The organism is Mesorhizobium sp. M6A.T.Cr.TU.016.01.1.1, assembly GCF_003952585.1.
In the GTDB taxonomy this organism is placed as follows: Bacteria; Pseudomonadota; Alphaproteobacteria; order Rhizobiales; family Rhizobiaceae; genus Mesorhizobium; species Mesorhizobium mediterraneum.
The window spans coordinates 5,752,951-5,772,814 of sequence record NZ_CP034452.1 but is presented as its reverse complement, the minus strand read 5'-3'; the positions used below and the strand labels follow the sequence as shown (position 1 = coordinate 5,772,814).

Annotated in this window: 14 protein-coding genes; 10 read left to right on the top strand and 4 right to left on the bottom strand. The window is 61.5% G+C overall.

Annotated elements, in window-relative coordinates; all coding sequences use genetic code 11:
* The gene (locus EJ075_RS27835; RefSeq protein WP_164547323.1) at positions 1–2,502 is read right to left on the bottom strand and encodes a TRAP transporter permease; all 2,502 of its coding nucleotides are present in this window, start codon (positions 2,500–2,502) and stop codon (positions 1–3) included.
* 165 nt (positions 2,503–2,667) lie between these two features.
* Complete coding sequence (locus EJ075_RS27830; RefSeq protein ID WP_126106526.1) at positions 2,668–3,651, bottom strand: TAXI family TRAP transporter solute-binding subunit; 984 nt, start codon at positions 3,649–3,651, stop codon at positions 2,668–2,670.
* Positions 3,652–3,768: 117 nt separating this feature from the next.
* Here EJ075_RS27830 and EJ075_RS27825 point away from each other — a divergent pair, with 117 nt between their 5' ends.
* Complete coding sequence (locus EJ075_RS27825; protein ID WP_164547206.1) at positions 3,769–4,641, top strand: MurR/RpiR family transcriptional regulator; 873 nt, start codon at positions 3,769–3,771, stop codon at positions 4,639–4,641.
* A 12-nt stretch (positions 4,642–4,653) separates the two neighbouring features.
* Here EJ075_RS27825 and EJ075_RS27820 read toward each other — a convergent pair whose 3' ends face one another.
* On the bottom strand, positions 4,654–5,976 hold the full coding sequence (locus tag EJ075_RS27820) for an aspartate aminotransferase family protein (protein ID WP_126106524.1): 1,323 nt from the start codon (positions 5,974–5,976) through the stop codon (positions 4,654–4,656).
* Between the two features lie 93 nt (positions 5,977–6,069).
* On the opposite strand from EJ075_RS27820, the gene EJ075_RS27815 reads away from it, so the two are divergent.
* The 7 genes from EJ075_RS27815 (at position 6,070) to EJ075_RS27785 (ending at position 15,261) form a co-directional block, all read left to right on the top strand.
* Complete coding sequence (locus tag EJ075_RS27815; protein ID WP_245458028.1) at positions 6,070–6,927, top strand: 3-keto-5-aminohexanoate cleavage protein; 858 nt, start codon at positions 6,070–6,072, stop codon at positions 6,925–6,927.
* A 165-nt stretch (positions 6,928–7,092) separates the two neighbouring features.
* Positions 7,093–7,374: a hypothetical protein gene (locus tag EJ075_RS27810; protein ID WP_164547205.1), complete on the top strand. Its 282-nt coding sequence runs from the start codon at positions 7,093–7,095 to the stop codon at positions 7,372–7,374.
* Between the two features lie 267 nt (positions 7,375–7,641).
* Positions 7,642–10,380 (top strand): AMP-binding protein, encoded by a 2,739-nt coding sequence (locus EJ075_RS27805; protein ID WP_126106523.1) that lies wholly within the window; start codon positions 7,642–7,644, stop codon positions 10,378–10,380.
* A 14-nt stretch (positions 10,381–10,394) separates the two neighbouring features.
* Entirely contained in the window at positions 10,395–11,360 is a 966-nt protein-coding gene (nadE, locus tag EJ075_RS27800; RefSeq protein WP_126106522.1) for an NAD(+) synthase, read from the top strand.
* Positions 11,361–11,363: 3 nt separating this feature from the next.
* On the top strand, positions 11,364–13,385 hold the full coding sequence (gene asnB, locus EJ075_RS27795; RefSeq protein WP_126106521.1) for an asparagine synthase (glutamine-hydrolyzing): 2,022 nt from the start codon (positions 11,364–11,366) through the stop codon (positions 13,383–13,385).
* On the top strand, positions 13,382–14,938 hold the full coding sequence (locus EJ075_RS27790) for an AMP-binding protein (RefSeq protein ID WP_164547204.1): 1,557 nt from the start codon (positions 13,382–13,384) through the stop codon (positions 14,936–14,938). The genes asnB and EJ075_RS27790 overlap by 4 nt, the downstream gene beginning before the upstream one ends.
* 56 nt (positions 14,939–14,994) lie before the next feature.
* The gene (locus EJ075_RS27785) at positions 14,995–15,261 is read left to right on the top strand and encodes an acyl carrier protein (protein ID WP_095485198.1); all 267 of its coding nucleotides are present in this window, start codon (positions 14,995–14,997) and stop codon (positions 15,259–15,261) included.
* Between the two features lie 75 nt (positions 15,262–15,336).
* Here the strand turns inward: EJ075_RS27785 and EJ075_RS27780 are convergent, their stop codons facing one another.
* Positions 15,337–16,029, bottom strand: coding sequence for a class I SAM-dependent methyltransferase (locus tag EJ075_RS27780; protein ID WP_126106520.1), 693 nt, complete (start codon positions 16,027–16,029; stop codon positions 15,337–15,339).
* 430 nt (positions 16,030–16,459) lie between these two features.
* Here EJ075_RS27780 and EJ075_RS27775 point away from each other — a divergent pair, with 430 nt between their 5' ends.
* Positions 16,460–18,202 carry a type I secretion system permease/ATPase gene (locus tag EJ075_RS27775; RefSeq protein ID WP_164547203.1) on the top strand — a complete coding sequence of 581 codons (1,743 nt, stop codon included), beginning with the start codon at positions 16,460–16,462 and terminating at the stop codon, positions 18,200–18,202.
* A 220-nt stretch (positions 18,203–18,422) separates the two neighbouring features.
* On the top strand, positions 18,423–19,730 hold the full coding sequence (locus EJ075_RS27770; protein ID WP_348627383.1) for an HlyD family type I secretion periplasmic adaptor subunit: 1,308 nt from the start codon (positions 18,423–18,425) through the stop codon (positions 19,728–19,730).
* The last annotated feature ends 134 nt before the right edge of the window (positions 19,731–19,864 follow it).

The window sequence follows — 19,864 nt, the reverse complement described above, 5'->3', positions numbered from 1 at the left end:
TCAGCCAGTCGACCCGCCTTCCTCCGCCTGCTTGCGCGCTCGCGCAAACTGCAGAGCCGCAACGCCAGCGGTCGCAGCAAGCGCCAGGCCGATTGGAATGAGGCTCGACGGCTGGTCGGCCTTTCTGAGCACCGCCACCACGTCATATCCGACATCCAGCCCGATGCGCTTGGCGTAGGATCCGAAATCGACATTGCTGATCATCAGCGCGTCGCCCGCTTGTGTGATGGTAAGACCGATGCCGCGCAGCCGCTCCAGCGGCTCGCCCGGCTCGCCGAGCGGCACGTTGACGGTCTTGCGTACATCTTCGCCCATGAGGTCGACACCCTCGACGACGAAATTGATGCGGCCGTCGGCCGGCGCCTGCCCGACTGCCGACAGGAACTCGCTCGCCGGCAATTCCTCGTAAGGCGGCGACACCTGGTTGAGCCACCAGTCCGGCCGAAACAGCGTGAAGCAGATGAGAAGCAGGGCGGCACTTTCCCACAGACGGCTTTTCGTCACGAACCAGTTCATGGTCGCGGCCGAAAAAAGCAGGATGGCGATCAATGAGACCGTCGCCACCCAGATCGTTTGAGGCCAGGTGTCGACTCCGATCAGCAGGATCGCCGGGTTGAAGATGAAGACGAAGGGCAGGATCGCGGTACGCAGCGAATAGAGCGCGCCCTGGAAACCGGTGGCGATCGGATCTTCCTTGGAAATCGCCGCCGCCGCGAAGGCCGCCAGCCCGACGGGCGGAGTGATATCCGCCATGATACCGAAGTAAAAGACGAACAGGTGGACAGCGATCAACGGGATTGGCAATCCGGCCTGCGCACCGAGATCGACCACGACCGGCGCCATCAGCGTGGCGACCAGGATGTAGTTTGCGGTGGTCGGGATACCCATGCCGAGCACAAGGCTGATCGCTGCGATGAGGATCAGCATCAGGATGACGTTGCCGCCGGAGATTAACTCGACGAGTTCCGTCATCATCAGGCCGAGACCGGTCAGCGTGATCGTGCCGACGACGATGCCGGCGGTGGCCGTGGCGATACCGATGCCGATCATGTTGCGGGCGCCGAGCGCCAGCCCGTCGATCAGGTCGTCCCAGGCAGCACGCACCGAGGCGGCGAGGTTTTCTTTACGAAATACCGCCATCAGCGGCTTGCGGGTGGCGACAATACCGAGGATCGAGACCGTTGCCCAGAATGCCGAGAGGCCAGGCGACATCTGCTCGACCATCAGGCACCACAGAAGCACGGCGATCGGGATCAGGAAATCGAGCCCGGTCCGCGTGACGTCCCAGGCGCGCGGCAGTTCCAGGATCGGCGCGTTCGGATCGTCGAGCGCGAGATCCGGATAGCGGGAGGAATACCAGACGGAGGCGACGTAGAGAGCCACGCCAGCAACTGCGAGCACCGGCGGCGCGGTCCCGCCCAAGACAGCCTGGATAGCAACAATGCCGTAATAGACGATACAGACGGCGAGAATGCTGCCCGACAGTCCCAGCCCCATCCGCAGCATTCGTTCTCTTGCCGGCGTCGGACGCTGCGGGATCGTCTTCAGGTCCATCTTTATCGCTTCGAGGTGAACCATATAGAGCAGTGCTATGTAGGAAAAAACCGCCGGCAACAGCGCGTGCTTGACGATCTCCGAATAGGGAATGCCAACGTACTCGACCATCAGGAAGGCGGCCGCACCCATGACCGGCGGCATAATCTGGCCGTTGATCGAGGCCGCGGCCTCGATGGCGCCCGCCTTGACACCGGAAAGGCCGGTGCGCTTCATCAGCGGGATGGTGAAGATGCCGCCCGACACCACATTGGAGACGGACGAGCCGGACACGACGCCGTTGAGGGCCGATGAGACCACGGCGACCTTTGCCGGACCACCGCGCAAATGGCCGAGCAGCGCGATGGAGATCTGCATCATCCAGTTGCCGGCGCCTGCCTTCTCCAAAAGCGTGCCGAACAGGACGAAGAGAAAGACGAAGCTCGTCGACACGCCAAGTGCGATCCCGAAGACGCCTTCGGTGGTCAGCCATTGATGGTTTAGAAACTTGTTGAGCGAAGCGCCGCGATGCTGGATCACGTCCGGCATGTACTGGCCGGCAAAGGTGTAGACGATGAAGACACATGCCACGACCACCATCGGAAGGCCGAGCGCGCGGCGCGTCGCCTCAAGGAGCAACAGGATGCCAACGGTGCCGGTGACGAGATCGAGCGTGGTCGGCTGGCCCGGCCGTCCGGAAAGCTGGACGTAAAAGAGAAAGAGGTAGGCGCCGGCAAATCCGCCCACCACGGCCAGCACCCAGTCGAGCACTGGCACGCGATCGCGGGGCGAGGATCTCAGCGCCGGATAGGCGAGGAAGGTCAAGAACAGCGCGAAGCCGAGATGGATGGCGCGCGCTTCCGTGTCATTGAGGATGCCGAAGCCGAACACGAACGGCAAAGGCGAAGCGTACCAGAGCTGGAAAAGCGACCACGCAACTGCAACCCAGAGCAGGATTCGAGCGGCTATTCCGCTGGGATGCCTGCCACCGGTATCGGCCTCCGCGACAAGTTGTTCGAGCTCTTCGAGATCGACGCTGGCCGGTTGTTCCTTCACTTCGCTCATGACGCCTCCTGTTGCGGATGGCCCCGGCGGGTCCGCTGGACCCGCCGGACTGTCGTCAGATCACGAAGCCTACTTTAGCCAGCCCTTTTCCTTGAAGTATTTTTCAGCGCCCGGATGCAGCGGCGCGGAATTCCCCTCCGACACCATCTTGGCCGGATCGAGATTGGCGAAGGCCGGATGCAGCGACTTGAACTCGTCGAAATTCTCGAACACCGCCCTGGTCAATTGATAGACGCTTTCATCGGGAACCTTGGCCGAAGTGACCAGCGTAGCGAGCACACCGAAAGTCCCGGTATCGTCGGGATTGTTTGCGTATAGACCGCCCGGAATGATCGCCTTGGCATAGTAAGGGTTCTCGGCGACGAGCTTGTCCACCACTTCTCCAGTCAACGGCACCAGCTTGGCGGCGCAGGTGGTCGTCGGATCCTGGATGTTCGCGGAAGGATGGCCGACGCCGTAGAAGAACCCGTCGATCTTGCCGTCGCAGAGCGCCGGGCCGTGCTCGTCGGCCTTCAACTCCGATGCGAGCGAAAAGTCGGCCAACGTCCAGCCCATCGCACCGAGCAGACGTTCCATGGAGGAGCGCGTTCCGGAACCGGGATTGCCGACGTTGAAGCGTTTGCCCTTGAAGTCCTCGAATTTCGTCACGCCGGCATTCGGATGCGCCAGGACCGTGAACGGCTCCGGGTGGATCGAGAAAACCGCGCGCAGATCGGTATGAGCGCCACCGTCCTTGAATGATTCCTGGCCTTTGAAAGCGTTGTACTGGACGTCGGACTGCGCCATGCCGAAGTCGAGTTCGCCTTCCTTGATCGTGTTCACGTTGAATGCCGATCCGCCGGTCGATTCGACCGAGCAGCGGATGCCGTGTGTCTTGCGATCCTTGTTGAGCAGGCGGCAGATAGCACCGCCGGCGGCATAGTAGACGCCGGTGACGCCACCGGTCCCGATGGTAACGAAATTCTGCTGCGCCATCGCGCTGGCCGAAAACAGCAGCGCGGCCGACAAGGCGGCGATCCGCGCTCCGAGGCGTGCAGTCCGGGCATGTTTCATCTGGTTCTCCCTTGGTACTTTGCGTGCCGTCGCGGCCGTCCGGTGTTTTAGTGTCAAGGCACGTCAATGCATGCTACGATTGTTGCGCTTTATCAATCAAGGGAAATGCTTGTTACAATGGATAAGCGGGAGACGGGTTTCGACGCGCTTCTGGCGCGCATACTATCCGAACTCCCCGAACTGAGCTCAGAACTGCGCAAGGCGGCGCGATTCCTGGTCGATCATCCCGATGAGGTGGCGCTGGTTTCCATGCGGGTGCTGGCCTCGCGATCAGAGGTGACACCGACGACCTTCGTGCGGCTGGCGCGGCGGCTAGGCTTTGGCGACTGGGCGGCGCTGCGCAAGCCGTTCGAGGACCGGTTGCGCTTCGGCAAGGCGCCTTTCGCGGCGAGGGCCGATGCGCTTGTCAAGCGCGGGTCGGAGGCGATCTTCGCGGAATCGCTGAGGACGACGGTGGCCAATCTGGCGGCGGCCGAATCGTTCAACGGCAGCGAAGAAATCGCAAGGGCTTGCGTGATACTGGAGAATGCGCAGCACATACGCGTCGCCGGGTTCCGAAGCTGCCGTGCGCCTGCCCACGCGCTCGTCTATCTCTGCCGGATGTTTCGGCGCGAGATCACGCTGCTCGGCGGCGACGGCGGTGCGATCGAGGCGGAACTCGCAGCGCTCGGAAAGAGGGACGCGGTCGTCGCGATCGGCTTTTTGCCTTATTCGCGTGAACTCGGGCCGGTGGTGGAGGCTGCACAACGACACAGCGTCCCGATTGTCGCGATCGCCGACAGCATGGCTGCTCCGATCGCGCGGCATGCCGACGTTACCTTGCGTTTCTCTACCGACAGCCCCTCCTTCTTCCCGTCGGTGACCGCAGCTATGGCTATCGTGGAAGCGCTGGCTGCAACGATGCTGGCGCGCAGCGGGACGGCCGCCGCGGCTCGTGTCAGGGAGACAGAACTGGAGTTACAGGCGTTCGGGGCCTATCTGCCGGAATGAGGAGCGCTGGCGCTATGCCAACGCAGCGTCTATCGCGTCGCCGAGCCGTTCGACAACCGCGTCGATTGCTGCGGCGTCTATGATGAAGGGCGGCGCAAGCAGCACATGATCGCCGCGCAGGCCGTCGATCGTGCCTCCCGCGGGATAGACGAGCAGGCCGCGCGCCATCGCCTCGCGCTTGACGCGAGCATTTAATTTGCGGTTCGGATCGAACGGCTCCTTCGACGAACGGTCTTCGACCAGCTCAAGCCCCATGAAGAGGCCACGGCCGCGGATGTCGCCGACGTGGGCGTGGTTGGAAAAGCGCTCGCCGAGGCGCCGGGCGAGATCGGCGCCCATCGCCTTGACGTTATCGAGCAACCTGTCCCGCTCGATGACTTCCTGGACGGCAAGCGCTGCCGCGCACGCCATCGGGTGGCACATATAGGTGTGGCCGTGCTGGAAGAAGCCGGAGCCTTCGGCGAAAGCCTCGAAGATGCGGCGCGCAAGCAGCACCGCACCAATGGGCTGGTAGCCTCCGCCGAGGCCTTTGGCGACTGTCATCAGGTCGGGCGCAACGCCATCTTGTTCGCAGGCGTGCAGCGTGCCGGTGCGGCCCATGCCGCACATCACCTCGTCGAGGATGAGGAGCACTCCGTAGCGGTCACAGATTTCGCGGATGCGTCTGAAATAGCCGGGAACGGCGGGCACCGCCCCTGCTGTCGCGCCAACGACAGGTTCTGCCACGAAGGCCATGACAGTGTCCGGACCGAGTTCGAGAATTTTGTCCTCTAGCGCCTGGGCAGCACGTAGGCCGTAGGCCTCCTCGCTCTCACCGGCTTTCTGGTAGCGGTAGGCATAGCATGGGTCGATATGATGCGTGTCGATCAGCAACGGGCGGAATTGGGCGCGGCGCCACTCATTGCCCCCGGCAGCGAGAGCGCCAAGCGTGTTGCCGTGATAGCTCTGACGGCGGGCGATGACGTTCCGCCGCTCGGGCCTGCCTGTCTCGACGAAAAACTGCCGTGCCATCTTGAGCGCCGCCTCCACCGCCTCGGAGCCGCCAGACACGAAATAGACGTGGCTTATGCCTTGCGGCGCGCCGGCGACGAGTTTGTCGGCCAATGCCTCGGCCGGCTCATTGGTGAAGAAGCTGGTATGGGCATAAGCGAGCTTGTCGGCCTGTGCGTGAAGCGCAGCCGTCACGTCGGGATGGCCGTGGCCGAGGCAGGAAACCGCCGCGCCGCCCGACGCGTCGATATAGGCGCGGCCATCGCGGTCGAAGAGTTCGATACCCTTGCCGCCAGCCGCGACGGGCAGGGTCGCATGGATCTGGCGATGCAGGATGTGTGTCATGCTTTCCTCGATTGACGGTGGCGCGATTTGGAGCGAACTATCATGCAACATATGTTACAGAGCGTGCAATGGTGAAACAATTGGACTGCGTCTATGACTGTCGATAGGGACATGACCGGCCCCGGACTCATAGCGCCCACTGCGATCGCCGTTGCGCCGAATGGTGGACGGCGTGGCAAGGGAGACCACCCTGCCCTGCCGATCGGCCCCCGGGAATTGGCTCGGACCGCCGCCGCCTGCCTCGAGGCGGGCGCCGCCATGATCCATGCCCATGTCCGCGATCGCGACGGCGGCCATTTGCTCGACGCGCACGCCTATCGCGAGACGACGAAAGCGATACGTGATGCGGTGGGCGAGCGGTTGATCATCCAGATCACCAGCGAAGCGGTCGGCCAATACCAACCGGCCGAGCAGATGGCGGTGGTGCGCGCTACCCGCCCCGAGGCGGTTTCGCTGGCGCTGCGCGAGCTGGTGCCAGACGCCGCCCATGAGACCGCTTTCGCCGAGTTCCTGTGGTGGTTGAAGGGCGAGCGGATCGCCCCTCAGATGATCCTCTACGCGCCGGAAGAGGCGTCGGCCCTAGACGCCATGCAACAACGGGGGCTGGTGCCTTTCGACGACATTCCGGTGCTCTATGTGCTCGGCCGCTACACGCCAGGACAGGTTTCGCGGCCGACTGACCTGCTTCCCTTCCTTGCGCATGATCGTCCGCGCTTTGCGCACTGGATGGTCTGCGCCTTCGGTCGGGAAGAAACCGCCTGCGTTGCGGCCGGTGCGCTGCTGGGCGGCCATGTCCGCGTCGGCTTCGAGAACAATTTTTCTCTCGCCGACGGCACAACCGCCAGGGACAATGCTGCGCTCGTAACCGCAACCAAATGCGCCCTGACCGCTTGCGGCGTCAGGACCGCCCAAGCCAACGACCTGCGCGCCGCTTGGTCGATCCAGCGCTAGCTTTGCTCAGGTTTCGCAGACAGATTTTGAGGCGATTTGAAGAGCCGTTCTCGGAACGGCCGAGCAGCGGGCTCGTCGGTTCGTCACACTTGTCAAAAATCTCTTTGCTACGCTGCAACCGAACTGTCTGGCCGACGTTCAGGTTGTGGTGGCTGGGAGACCTGCATGCAGACGTACCTCGTCGAACAAATGGAGGGCGATGACGTGATCTCGACGCGTATCGTCAACGCGCCGAGCCCTTTCAAAGCCGCCGCCATGTCGACAGATCGACATGTTACCCTGCGAACGTGGGAAAAGGATTGGATCCGAGTAACCGACGAGAATCGGGGCCATATCTTTGCATACTGCTTTGTCTCCGACGGAGACTCCGACACCAGCGGGCATGGCCCGAGAAAAACACTGAATAAATCAAGAAAAGCCCAAAAAGCTGACCAGAGAGCCGGGTAAGCGCAAACCACTGGTCTTTGCACCTCGCTGTAGCGCGCAAATTTACTGATATCGCCAGAACCGTGAACACCACGGAGCCAATAGCGGCTGCGCTGGTCGGTACGCCAGGCGCTCCCCTTCCGTCGATGCGACGCGTCCGTAGCATGGGATGACAGCCAAAGGGCGCAAACGCGGCCATTTGGCGAAGATCGCGGCTTCATCAGAATGATCGATGAAAAGATTTCGGCCGGGGGCGATAAGTGACATTAATCTTAGCGTGGGCAGCTCATGTCTCCGGCATATTTGGGATCAGAAAAGGCGCGTCTGGATCTACGGGCGGATTGTCAGCCAACGGACACCCGTAAATGGTCAAACGTCCCGGAATACGCACTTGATCAGGGCGGTCCTGTACTGCACCCTTATCAACGGATGGGCGCCGATTTTGCGAATGTTGCCGTCTTCGACCACCTGAGAAGCATCACCAGCCAATATCCCGACAAGCTCGCGATCAGCGACGGCACCACCCGTTTGACGTATTCCCAGCTTTTCCAGGCCGTCGAGATGCTGTCCCACCGAATTGCGGCCGTCGTTCCCAACGGGCAGGCGATCGGGATCCTTCAGGCCAACTCGGCCTGGTATCCTGTGGCCATGCTGGCGAGCATGGCGATTGGGCGGCCTTCGGTGCCACTCAACGCGAGAGACCCCGACACGCGAACCAATGACATTGTCGTTGCGGCGCGGCTTTCAGCGGTTATAGGCGACGGCAATGGTCGCGCTGTCGGTTTGGCTCACGATGTCCACTGGATCGATGCGACCGCCAGCATCCCGCCGCAAGTCCAGCCGATACCCCAGTCCTGTTCCGTCTCGGTCGACGCGCCCGCGATCGTGCTCTACACTTCAGGCAGCACCGGCCATCCCAAAGGCATCGTCAACAGCCAGCGCAGCCTGCTTTTGCGGGTCCAGCAATATGTCGACGCATGCCACATCAATTCGGACGATGTTTTCCTGCCCTTGACCGGGCCAGCCACGATCGCCGGCTGCCGGGAGGTTCTCGCCGCCCTTCTCACCGGTGCGACCTTGCATCTCGTCGAGGTGGGCGCCGTTGGCTTGGGCGCGGTCCGGCGCCTAGTGGAATCCGAAGGCGTGACCGTCACCTATCTGGTGCCGGCGTTGCTTCGCGCACTCATGGCAGACAAACCAGCTGACGCCTTCCGCTCGCTCAGAGTGGCCCGGATCGGCGGGGAGAAGGTGTCATGGGCCGATATCGCCCTGCTGCGCAAAGCCGTGTCGAGCACTTGCCTGATCCAGATCGGTTACTCGTCAACCGAGACCACCGGCTCGCAATGGTTCTTGCCGCAAGACTGGCCGGAGGAAGGCGCCTCGGTCCCGGTTGGCTGGCTGCTCCCAGGAATCACGTTCGCGATTGTCGACGAAAAGGGACGCCGCGTTCAGCCGGGTAAGATCGGAGAGCTTATGATAAGAGGCCCGTATGTCCTGCTTGGCCATTGGGAGAACGGCGCCGTCGTGCCGGCGGAATCGGATCCGGATGACCCGGATCTTCGGATCTTCGCGACGGGTGACCTCGTCCAACTTGACAGTCATGGCTTGCTGCGGATCGTCGGCCGCAAGGGGCGCCAGGTAAAGATCAATGGTCGACGCATCGAGCCTGCCGAGCTCGAGCGGGTGTTGCGTTGCGCGTCTTCCGTGGAGGATGCCGTGGCAATCGTGACCGCGGCAAATGAGCTTGTCGCATTCGCCGTTCCTCAGCGCCCGCCGGGCGCGGCCTTTTCGGACGAGCTTCGCCAGCTAGTCAGAACGAAGCTGCCGCCGCCCCTGCGACCCGTGCGACTGCACACGATAGATGCGATTCCGCGCCTGCCGAGTGGGAAGGCCGATATGGCGACGCTGGCGGAAATGGATATTTCAGCCAGGAAGACCGCGCTGGCCCCGCAGCCCCCCGATGCAGGAAGCGAACTGAACGTCCATCGGATAGTGCAGCATGCATGGAATAACACCCTCAACACGCGCGTCGCTGCAGGACGCTGGGATGACGCAGGTGGAGATTCGCTGAAGCTGCTGCAATGCGTCATGGAAATAGAAAGTGCCATCGGGCAGGAACTCGGTCTCCAGGGCTTCACGGTCGGGATGAGCGTGGACGAAATGGTCAAGGCGGTCGTGTCGGCACAGGCAGGCGACCTGCACGCGCGCGCGCAGAAGTACGATCCTCCTATTCTTTTTCTGCTCCCGGGATCCGTTGGCTATGGCCCGAGCTTTGCTGCCTTTGCATCCTCGATGAGCAAGGTCGCACGAGTGACCCCCATCAAGTACCCTACGCTGGCTATGATATTGCGCGGACAAAACACCGTCGCCGACATGGCCGACTCGGCGGTGGAGCAGATCTGCCGCGCCCAGCCCACGGGCCATGTGCGCCTTCTCGGCCATTCGCTCGGCGGCGCCGTCGCGTTCGAGGTTGCGGAGCGTTTGCTGGCCGCGGGGCGAACTGTGAAGTTCCTGGGAATCCTCGACACGAGCCTCCTCGGCGAGCGCAGCACCTATTGGGAGATGGTTACCCGCACATTCGATCGGATCCGGACCAACCGCGTAACCGCTGACCGGATGGCGTGCCGCTTCCTTGCAAAGATCGCTGTCAAAACTGGCTTCGAGGCGCAGCTCGCCCGCATCCTCGATCGCTACGCCCGGGATGAGTTCAACGCGACGAGCTTCAGAACCAAACTGGAACTGCAGGGGCAGTTGCGGGGACGAGCCTTCTACCGATGGTTGGCGATACCCAGACGGACGCTGCCGATCACCGCAACCCTCTTCCGCTGCGCTCGGCCCAAAATGCCTCTGGCCATAGGGTGGGATGGCGCTTTCGCGCATCTGGATATGATTCCGGTCGTTGGCAGTCACTTCGATATGATCACAGAGCCCCATCTCGTCATCAACCGCCCGCTCATCGAGAAGGCGGTGGAGCAAACCTATTCTTCAACCGAGGTTCGCAATCGGGAGTACAGACCATCGACGTGATTTCAGAATTCAGCATGGGCACGCTGGTGCTCGATGCTCGCATGGAAGTCGATCGCATCGTCCAAATCCTGCGCGAGCAGGTTTTTGGCACGCTGCGGCGTCGTGGCGTGGTTGTCGGCCTCTCCGGGGGTATCGACAGCTCCGTTGTCGCATCCTTATGCGCACGAGCGTTCGGGAAAGACAAAGTCCTGGGGATATTTATGCCGGAGCGCCATTCCTCCGGCGATTCGCTAAGGCTTGGCCGCAGCGTCGCAGCCCAGCTCGGCATCGATACGATCCTGGAAGACATAGCACCGGCCCTTGAGGCCGTCGGCGCCTATCGTCGACAGATCGAAGCGATCCAGACCGTCGTTCCCCAATATGGCGACGGCTGGAAATGCAAGCTGGTGCTCGCGTCGGTTCTCGAGAGCAACGGTCTCAACATCACGCGCCTCACGGTTCAGGACCCCGAGGGCAAGACAGATACGGTGCGTCTGTCGCCGGCAGCCTATCTGCAGATCGTCGCTGCAACCAACTACAAGCAGCGCCTGCGCAAAATGACCGAGTACTACCATGCGGACCGCCTCAACTATGCTGTGGCAGGTACGCCAAACCGCCTGGAGCATGACCAAGGCTTTTTCGTCAAGCAAGGCGACGGGACTGCCGATCTGATGCCGATCGTCCATCTTTACAAGACCCAGGTCTATCAGCTGGCTGAATACCTTGCGGTGGATGAAGAGGTCCGGCGGCGGTCGCCGACCACGGACACTTTCTCCATGGCCCAGAGTCAGGAGGAATTCTATTTCGCCCTGCCTTATCATCTGATGGATCTGTGCCTCTACGGCTTGAGCCACGGAATTTCTGCCGACGAGGTCGCGGCAGCTGCCGGCCTCACCGCGGCCCAGGTTCAGAAAGTCTTCAAGGACATCGACAGCAAACGGCGTGCCGCACGCTATCTTCATGCACGGCCCTTGCTGTCCGCTGCAGTGGGCGAGGACTAACCGATGTGCGGTATCGCCGGAATCGTGTCGCTGAGCGGCGCCGCGGCGCCCCCTTCGCGCGAAGCGCTGATGCGCATGGTGGGCGCGCTCGCGCATCGCGGTCCGGACGAACGCGGCCTCTACCGCGACAAACGCGCGGGTTTGGCGCATGCCCGCCTGTCTGTCGTCGATCTTTCGAGTGGCCAGCAGCCGCTCGCCGACACAGGCGACACGATTTGGATCGTCTTCAACGGCGAGATCTTCAACTACCTCGAGCTGCGTGAAAAGTTGACCGCCCTCGGCCACCGCTTCCGCACCCATAGCGACACGGAGGTCATCGTCCATGCCTATCGCGCGTGGGGTGAGGCCGCCTTCGCGCGGATGAATGGGCAATGGGCGGTCGCAATCTGGGACTCTGTGGCGGGTCGTCTCGTGTTGTCGCGCGATCGGTTTGGCATCTGCCCGTTGCATTTCTGCGAGCATGGGGGCCGCGTTTACTTTGCCAGCGAAGTGAAAGCCATTTTCGCGGCCGACGTGAATATATCCCGTGCCTTCGATCCAACCGGCATCGACCAGACTTTCACGCTTTGGACAGTCGTGCCGCCGCAAGGCGTATTTCAGGGGATCAGCGAACTCACCCCGGGACATGTCCGCATTTACGACAGCGACACCGTTCGCGAGCGGGCCTTCTGGAAGCCTTGCTATCCCGAAATTTCCGATCCTCGCCGTGGCGAATTCACCGGCTCGCTCGACGACGCGGTGGACGAGGTGCGCGGCGCCCTTGAGGCGGCGACGGCGCTCAGGATCGTGCAGGCCGACGTGCCCGTCGGCTGCTATCTGTCGGGCGGGCTCGACAGCTCGCTGGTCGCCGCGCTGGGAAGGCGCTACGCCGGCGAACGGTTCCAGACCTTCTCCCTGCGTTTTGCCGACGCGGAGTATGACGAGACCCGCTTCCAGCGCCTGGTCGCCGGCGCGACCGGGAGCGAGCACCATGAGGTGGTGGTTTCGCGCAGCGACATCGCTGAGGTCTTTCCTGAGGTGATCTACCACACCGAGCGTCCAATCCTGAGGACCGCGCCTGCGCCGCTGTTCCTGCTCTCGAGGCTGGTGCGAGAACACGGCATCAAGGTCGTGCTGACCGGCGAAGGAGCCGACGAAATGTTCGCCGGCTACGACCTGTTCCGCGAAGGCAAGGTCCGCCGTTTCTGGGGACGCCAGCCCGCATCGACGCGACGCTCACGGCTGCTGGAGCGCCTGTATCCCTATCTCAGCCGCTCGCCAGTGCATCAGCAAGCAATGGCGCGCCAGTTCTTCGGGCGCGATATACAGGCCTATGACACGCCCGGCTTTGCGCATGACACACGCTGGCGCACCACCAGCGCCATCAAGCGATTGTTCTCCGCCGACATGCGCGCCGAGTCCGAGCGCCGCAATGCCGTGCCCGAGCTGATCGCCCGCCTGCCCGCGGAGTTTTCGCGATGGGGCTCTCTCGCGCAGGACCAGTATATCGAGATCCAGACGCTGATGTCGGGATACCTGCTTTCCTCGCAAGGGGACAGGATGCTCATGGCCCACTCCGTCGAGGGGCGCTTCCCGTTCCTGGACGATGAACTTGTGACGCTGGCGAATTCGCTTCCGGCGGCCTACAAGCTGCGCATCCTCGACGAAAAGCACGTGTTGAAGCGGGTGGCGGAACCGATCGTGCCGCCGGAAATCGTGGCCCGCAAGAAGCAGCCTTACCGGGCGCCCAATGCGCTTTGCTTCGTTGCCGATGATGCTCCGGCCTATGTCCGCGAAGCGCTTTCGGAGACGGCGCTGCGCGAGGCGAACGTTTTCGATCCGAAGTCGGTCACGCGGCTGCTGGACAAGTGTCGAGCCAGGGCGGGCGACGGCGATCTCTCCAACTCCGACAACATGGCGCTGGTCGGCGTGCTGTCGACCCAGCTCCTTCACCAGCAGTTTGTCGTAAGCCGTCCCGGTGGAACTCGCAGGGTCGACCTCACCGTCGACGTCGACCGCGAGCATCGCGAAAAGGTGCCGGCATGATGCATGGCGCCGTGCCTCTGCTGCATGACTACCTCACCCATGCCGCCAGCCGGGTCGGCGAGAAGGTGGCGCTGGTGTGCGGCGGGCAACGTGTCACCTATGGCGATCTCGAAGCGCGCTCCAACGCCATCGCGCAACATCTGGCCGCGGCTGGGGTTGCACGCGGCGATCGCGTGATGATCTTCGCCGACAACACCGTCGAGACGGTCATCGCCTTCTGGGCGGTGCTCAAGGCGAATGCCGTTGTGTGCATCGTCAACCCGCTCACCAAAAGCGACAAGCTTGATTATCTGCTCACCGATTGTAGACCGACGGCACTGATAACGGACAGGCATCTGCACTCGATCTTCAGCGAACCGGCACGCAACTGCCCGTCATTGCGCCGGGTGATCGTCTCCGGTCCGATCGTCGACGCCGAGCTAACAGGATTGCCGCATGCCGTGCGCTGGGACACTGCGGTCGCCGCCGGCGGCAGCGCACCGCCGGCGCGCCGATGCATCGATATAGATCTCGCTGCCATCATCTACACGTCGGGGTCGACAGGTGAACCCAAGGGCGTGATGCTGACGCACAGGAACATGACAGCCGCATGCACTTCGATCGCTTCATACCTGGATCTCTGCGAAGACGAGGTGATCCTCAACGTCCTGCCTCTCGCCTTCGATTACGGCCTGTACCAGATGATCATGGCGTTTCGCACCGGCGCCAGGTTGGTGCTTGAACGCTCGTTTGCTTTCCCGGCGCAGATCCTCGGGTTGATCAAGGAAGAGAGGGTGACAGGTTTTCCCGGCGTGCCGACCATCTTCGCCGCGCTCTCGGACCTCAGGTCACTAAAAGATCATGATTTTTCGAGCATTCGCTACGTAACGAACACTGCGGCCGCCCTGCCGCTCAAGCACATTCTCATGCTGCAGGACCTGTTTCCGGATGCGCGCATCTATTCGATGTATGGCCTCACCGAATGCAAGCGCTGCACCTATCTGCCGCCGGAAGACCTTGAGCGAAAGCCATTGAGCGTCGGGGTCGCCATCCCGAACACGGAAATGTGGATTGTCGACGAGCATGACAGGCCGGTCGGCCCTGATGTAGTTGGCCAACTCGTCATCCGCGGAGCGACGGTGATGAAGGGCTATTGGGGCAAGCCGGAAGCCACGGCCAGAAAACTCAAACCCGGCCCGTTGCCGGGCGAGCAGGTCTTGTACACCGGCGACTACTGCCGGATGGACGCGGAGGGATACCTCTACTTCATCGGTCGCGGCGACGAGATCATAAAATCGCGAGGAGAGAAAGTGGCGCCGAAGGAGGTGGAAAACGCGCTGTTGGATATTGCCGGTGTACGGGAAGCCGCGGTCATCGGCGTTCCGGACGAGCTTCTCGGGCAAGCGGTCAAGGCGTTTGTCGTGATGGAGCAAGGAAGAATCATCGACGAAAGGCAGTTGCAGAAAGAATGTCAGAGACGGTTGGAGAACTTCATGGTTCCGAAGTCCATCGTGATCGTACCCAGCCTACCGATGACAGACACGGGCAAACTCAAAAAAACGGCCCTGTCATGAGGCGGTTTCTGGATGAAATTGATCAGCATTCATCTTTTGTATCGGAGGAGAATTCAATGTTGTCTACCAAGGATAGGGCCGAAACCTGCAGGGATCAGATTCGCGCTTTCCTGGCGTCGAATTTCTACATTGCCGACGCGGATGCTCTGGAGAGCGACACGTCCCTTCTCGATCAAGGCATCGTCGACTCGACAGGGGTACTCGAGGTTATCGGCTTTATCGAGGAGACCTTCGGCATCACCGTCGAAGACAGCGAGCTCCTGCCGGAGAACCTCGATTCCATTCAAGGAATTGCGCAGTACGTTCTCCGCAAGAAAAACTGATTGCCGACATCTTGCGCAGCGCTGTTCTGCGCTCCGCCGACAGCGCAACCGAGCCTGCCGCAGTTGCGGCATGGCTCACGCTTGCGGCGTGGTATGTCCCACAACCACCCTGCCCTCGCCGGCTTCGTTCGTGACCGCACGGATGGTTTCGTAGGCCTTGGAACGCTCCAGCAGGCTCATGACCTGCCGGTCCTGGCCGAGGCCTACCTCGAAGAGCAGGATGCCTCCGCGCCGCAAGTAACGCGGCGCGTCCTTGATCACGCGCATATGGATGCTCAGGCCATAGGGGCCAGCGGCAAACGCTTCACGCGGCTCGAGCTCGGTCAGATGCGCGCGGTCGCCCTCGAGCCGCTTTTCCGAAATGTAAGGCGGGTTGCAGACGATCATGTCGATCGTGCCGTCAAGCTCCAAGCCTGAGAAGGCACTGAACAAGTCGCCCTGAAGCACTGACACGCGATCCGCCATGCCGTGATGAGCGACGTTGCGGCGCGCGACGTCGACGCATCCATCGGTGAGATCGCTTGCCCAGACACGCGCGGTGGGGGCGTAGTGCGCGATGGCGCACGCCAGATTGCCGGCCCCGCAGCACATGTCGATAACGCGCGGTGCCGGCAGGTTCATTTGACTGAGAACGTCGAGAGCGGTCGTGCCGAGCAACTCCGTCTCCGGTCGGGGAACGAGCGCACCGGGCGCGATGAGCAACTCCAGCCCCATGAAGTTGGTACGGCCTTTGCTGTAGGCATCGGCGACACTGATCTCCTCGCTCACGACAGACCCGCCTTCCTGACTTTGCCGGCGCCAGTGTCCGACAATTGCGCACCAGTTAAGTGTATCTCAAATTCATTAAATTTTCGATGGGCGAATCGAAAAACACTCATCGCCATGGGCTTTGAAGACATGATGTAACAAAGGGTGATCACGGGCTTCTCATCTGTCGCTTGGTTGGGAATATTGTCTCATCATTGGGAATATCCGGTTTCTCACCCCAGTTATCCCCAGCCTTGCAGAGCCAATTCCCGAATTCTCGGTCCAGCGTCACGATTTTGCTACATTTTAATCAAAAGGCACGTACGTAAGCAAAACGTAATGTTTCAGTAGCTAACGGAAAGCAGCCGCTTCCCGCAAGGCAAGAGGGTTTACCCATCATCGACAGGACCAACACGTTCGCGCGGCAATTTCGCACGAAAGATCGCAGATCATGAAGCCAACGCAAGGGCGCTCGCCCGATCTACGTTCCGCCATGTTCGGCTCAATGCACGGATTGATTGGCGTCGGGGTTTTCTCGGCGGTGATAAACATTCTCGCCTTGACCGGCTCCGTCTACATGCTCCAGATCTACGATCGCGTGCTGCCTTCGCAGAGCATTCCCACTCTCGTCGGATTTACGATCGGGATGCTGGGCCTCTACGCGATCTATGGACTCCTCGATTTCGTCAGGCTTCGCCTGTTGGTCCGCATCGGCAGCCGCCTGCACAGAGATCTGCAGCAAAAGGCGTTCGCTGCCTCGCTTTCCCTGCCGCTTACTGCTGGGCAGGATGCGAACCGTGTGCAGCCACTTCGTGATCTGGACCAGTTGCGCGGCTTTCTTTCCGGGCTGGGACCGACAGTCGTCTTCGACGCTCCCTGGATACCGTTTTATATGGTGGTCATCTATCTACTGCACCCTTCGCTTGGTGTGTTGGCAACCCTCGGCGCGGCTGCTGTCGTGCTTTTGACGGTCGTCGCGGAAGTCGTTGCCCGCAAACCCGCCGCGCGAGCGTCTGAAACGCTCGTGGCACAGCGGCTTCTTGCCGATTCCGGCCGCCGCAACGCGGAGGTTGTTCAGGCGATGGGCCTTTCAGCCCAGCTTGGTCGGCGCTGGAATGAGATCAGCCATCTTTACCTCAAGAACCAGGAACAGCTCTCCGATGTCGTCGGCGCAGCGAGTTCATTGTCGAAAACACTCCGCATGGCCCTGCAATCGTCCGTGCTGGGGCTTGGTGCCTACCTTGTGATCGGCGGCGAGGCTTCGCCCGGCGTTATCATCGCGTCGTCCATATTGCTGGGCCGCTCATTGGCGCCGGTCGATGTGGCGATCGCAAACTGGAGAGGGTTTCTGGCCACCCGCCGAAGCTATTCCGACCTGGCGGCAGCACTGGATGCTTTCGGCAGCCAGAAAGACCCTATGGAACTGCCGCGCCCACAGACACAGCTTGCGGTCGAGGAACTGACGGTCGCGCCACCAAGTCTGCAGAGACCAACGCTCGTCAATGTAAGCTTTCGCTTGTCGAGGGGCGCGGGGTTGGCGATCGTCGGCCCGAGCGGTTCTGGCAAGACGACGCTCGTGCGTGCTTTGGTCGGGGCATGGAAGCCGCTCCGCGGAACGGTAAGGTTGGACGGCGCCGCGCTCGATCAATGGAATTCGGAGTTGCTCGGCACTCATATCGGCTACCTGCCGCAGGACGTTGAGCTGTTCGACGGAACGATCGCAGACAACATTTCGAGATTCGGCGGCAAGAGCGACGCAAAAGGCGTGCTGGCAGCCGCCAAGGCTGCGGGCGTGGACAAGATGATCATGCGACTGCCGGAAGGTTTTCAAACGCGCATCGGTGAAGGCGGAGCGGCCCTGTCAGCTGGGCAGAGGCAGCTCGTCGGGCTCGCCAGAGCGCTTTATGGTGATCCATTCCTTGTCGTTCTCGACGAGCCAAATTCCAATCTGGATGCCGACGGCGATGTTGCCCTGGCCGGGGCAATCCTGGCGGTGCGCGAACGCGGTGGCATCGCAATCGTTGTGGCGCATCGTCCGTCGGCTCTCGTCAACATCGATCAGGTACTCGTCTTGTCGAATGGCATGCTCCATTCATTTGGCTCGCGCGAAGACGTTCTGGCAAATGTCATCCGGCCCTTCCCGCGGCCAAATACTGTCGTCCCGCTGCAGCAAGGTGCAAGCGGCCATGCGTGAGGTATTAGTGCCTAACATGACCACGTCGTCATATGCTGCGGTCGGTGGCGAAAGCCCATCGGTTGGGGCAAAGCCAGAGCCGAATGGCATCCGGACCAATCTGCTCTTGGGTCTGGCCGCATATTGTCGTTCCGCCGTGGAAAGGTGCAGGCAGGCGTATGTGAGATATTGCTCTACCGGGACCGTGTCATCATATGCCGCGGTCGGTAGCGAAAGCGAACTGATCCCGACGAATCCAACCGAAGAGCCGGATGGCATCAGGGCCAATCTGCTATTGGGCCTGGCGACCACCTGCCTGTTGATCTTCGGTGGAGGGCTCTGGCTAGGGTTGACCAAGATTGCCGGTGCGGTGATTGCGCCCGCCACCGTGGTGGTCGAAAGCAACATAAAGAAAGTCCAACATCAAACCGGCGGCACTGTCGGCGGCATCTTCGCCCAGGACGGGGACCATGTGCGTGCCGGCGACGTCTTGGTCAGGCTGAACGACACGTTGACACGAGCAAACCTGCAGATAGTCAGCGAGGATCTGGATCGCGCCACCATTCGTCTGGCGCGACTGGAGGCCGAGCGGCAGGGCCTGCCGGAAATGCAACTCCCACCCAGCGTTCGGGCCCAGATGGGGGACCCGCAACTGGCGGCACTTGTCCGTGGCGAACGCGCCGTGTTCGAAAGCCGGGCGGCGGCATTGGCTGGCCAGAAGGCACAATTGCAAAGCCGCTCGAAGCAATTGGAGCGTCAGATCGATGGCCTCAAAGCACAGCAGGCGGCAATGGACGAGTCGCTGGATCTGCTGACGCAGAACCTTGCTGACGTCGAATCTCTCTACGCAAAGAAGTTGGTCTCCAAGGAGAGGCTGAGCACTGTCAGCTTGGAGAAGAGCCGGACTCGCGGCGAGTCAGGACGCCTCGTCGCGGCAATCGCGGAGGTCCAAGCTCGCATCAGTGAGACCGACCTTCAGGTGCTTCAGCTCGACGAGCAAATGCGGAGCGAGGTAACGAGCGAACTTCGCGAAACGGAAGCCAAGCAGACCGAGCTCAATGAGCGCAAGGTAGTGGCGGAAGACGAGCTCGCCAGGACAGATATCCGCGCCCCACAGACTGGAACCGTACAGGAATCCTCGATCCACACCGTCGGAGGCGTGATTGCCCCCGGGGAAGTGCTTATGATGATTGTGCCCGATACCGACAACCTGGTGGTGGATGCGCTCGTTTCTCCAGAGCGTATAGATGACGTACGTCCTGGACAGCGGGTTTCAATCCGCTTTCCGGCGTTCGATGCAGGGACGACACCTGTTTGCCAAGGCTCGGTCAACCGCATCTCTGCAGATCTGATTAAAGATCAGCAACGTCAGCTTTCGTACTTTTCGGCGCGCATCAACGTCGAAAATGCGGCGACCTGCCTGACGGAAGCGAAAATACTCAAACCCGGCATGCCGGCCGAAGTTCACATAAGCACCGACGAGCGCAATGTCTGGTCCTATCTGCTGAAACCCTTCACGGACCAGGTATCCAGAGCTTTCAGACAGTAACGCAGACGGCAATTCCGACAGGACCAAGGTACAGCCGGTTTAGAGCGGTTCATCGTTTCACGGAAACGCCGAACCGCTCTATCTCTTTGTTTTTGCGCAATTCCGGACGGAAAACCGCTTCACACTTTTCCTGG

What these genes read in the sequence shown, in the direction of transcription:
- asnB (WP_126106521.1), top strand. Translation starts at nt 11,364, where the DNA reads ATGTGCGGTATCGCCGGAATCGTGTCGCTGAGCGGCGCCGCGGCGCCC.
- EJ075_RS27825 (WP_164547206.1), top strand. Translation starts at nt 3,769, where the DNA reads ATGGATAAGCGGGAGACGGGTTTCGACGCGCTTCTGGCGCGCATACTA.
- EJ075_RS27790 (WP_164547204.1), top strand. Translation starts at nt 13,382, where the DNA reads ATGATGCATGGCGCCGTGCCTCTGCTGCATGACTACCTCACCCATGCC.
- EJ075_RS27810 (WP_164547205.1), top strand. Translation starts at nt 7,093, where the DNA reads ATGCAGACGTACCTCGTCGAACAAATGGAGGGCGATGACGTGATCTCG.
- EJ075_RS27815 (WP_245458028.1), top strand. Translation starts at nt 6,070, where the DNA reads ATGACTGTCGATAGGGACATGACCGGCCCCGGACTCATAGCGCCCACT.
- EJ075_RS27785 (WP_095485198.1), top strand. Translation starts at nt 14,995, where the DNA reads ATGTTGTCTACCAAGGATAGGGCCGAAACCTGCAGGGATCAGATTCGC.
- nadE (WP_126106522.1), top strand. Translation starts at nt 10,395, where the DNA reads ATGGGCACGCTGGTGCTCGATGCTCGCATGGAAGTCGATCGCATCGTC.
- EJ075_RS27805 (WP_126106523.1), top strand. Translation starts at nt 7,642, where the DNA reads ATGTCTCCGGCATATTTGGGATCAGAAAAGGCGCGTCTGGATCTACGG.
- EJ075_RS27775 (WP_164547203.1), top strand. Translation starts at nt 16,460, where the DNA reads ATGAAGCCAACGCAAGGGCGCTCGCCCGATCTACGTTCCGCCATGTTC.
- EJ075_RS27820 (WP_126106524.1), bottom strand. Translation starts at nt 5,976, where the DNA reads ATGACACACATCCTGCATCGCCAGATCCATGCGACCCTGCCCGTCGCG.
- EJ075_RS27830 (WP_126106526.1), bottom strand. Translation starts at nt 3,651, where the DNA reads ATGAAACATGCCCGGACTGCACGCCTCGGAGCGCGGATCGCCGCCTTG.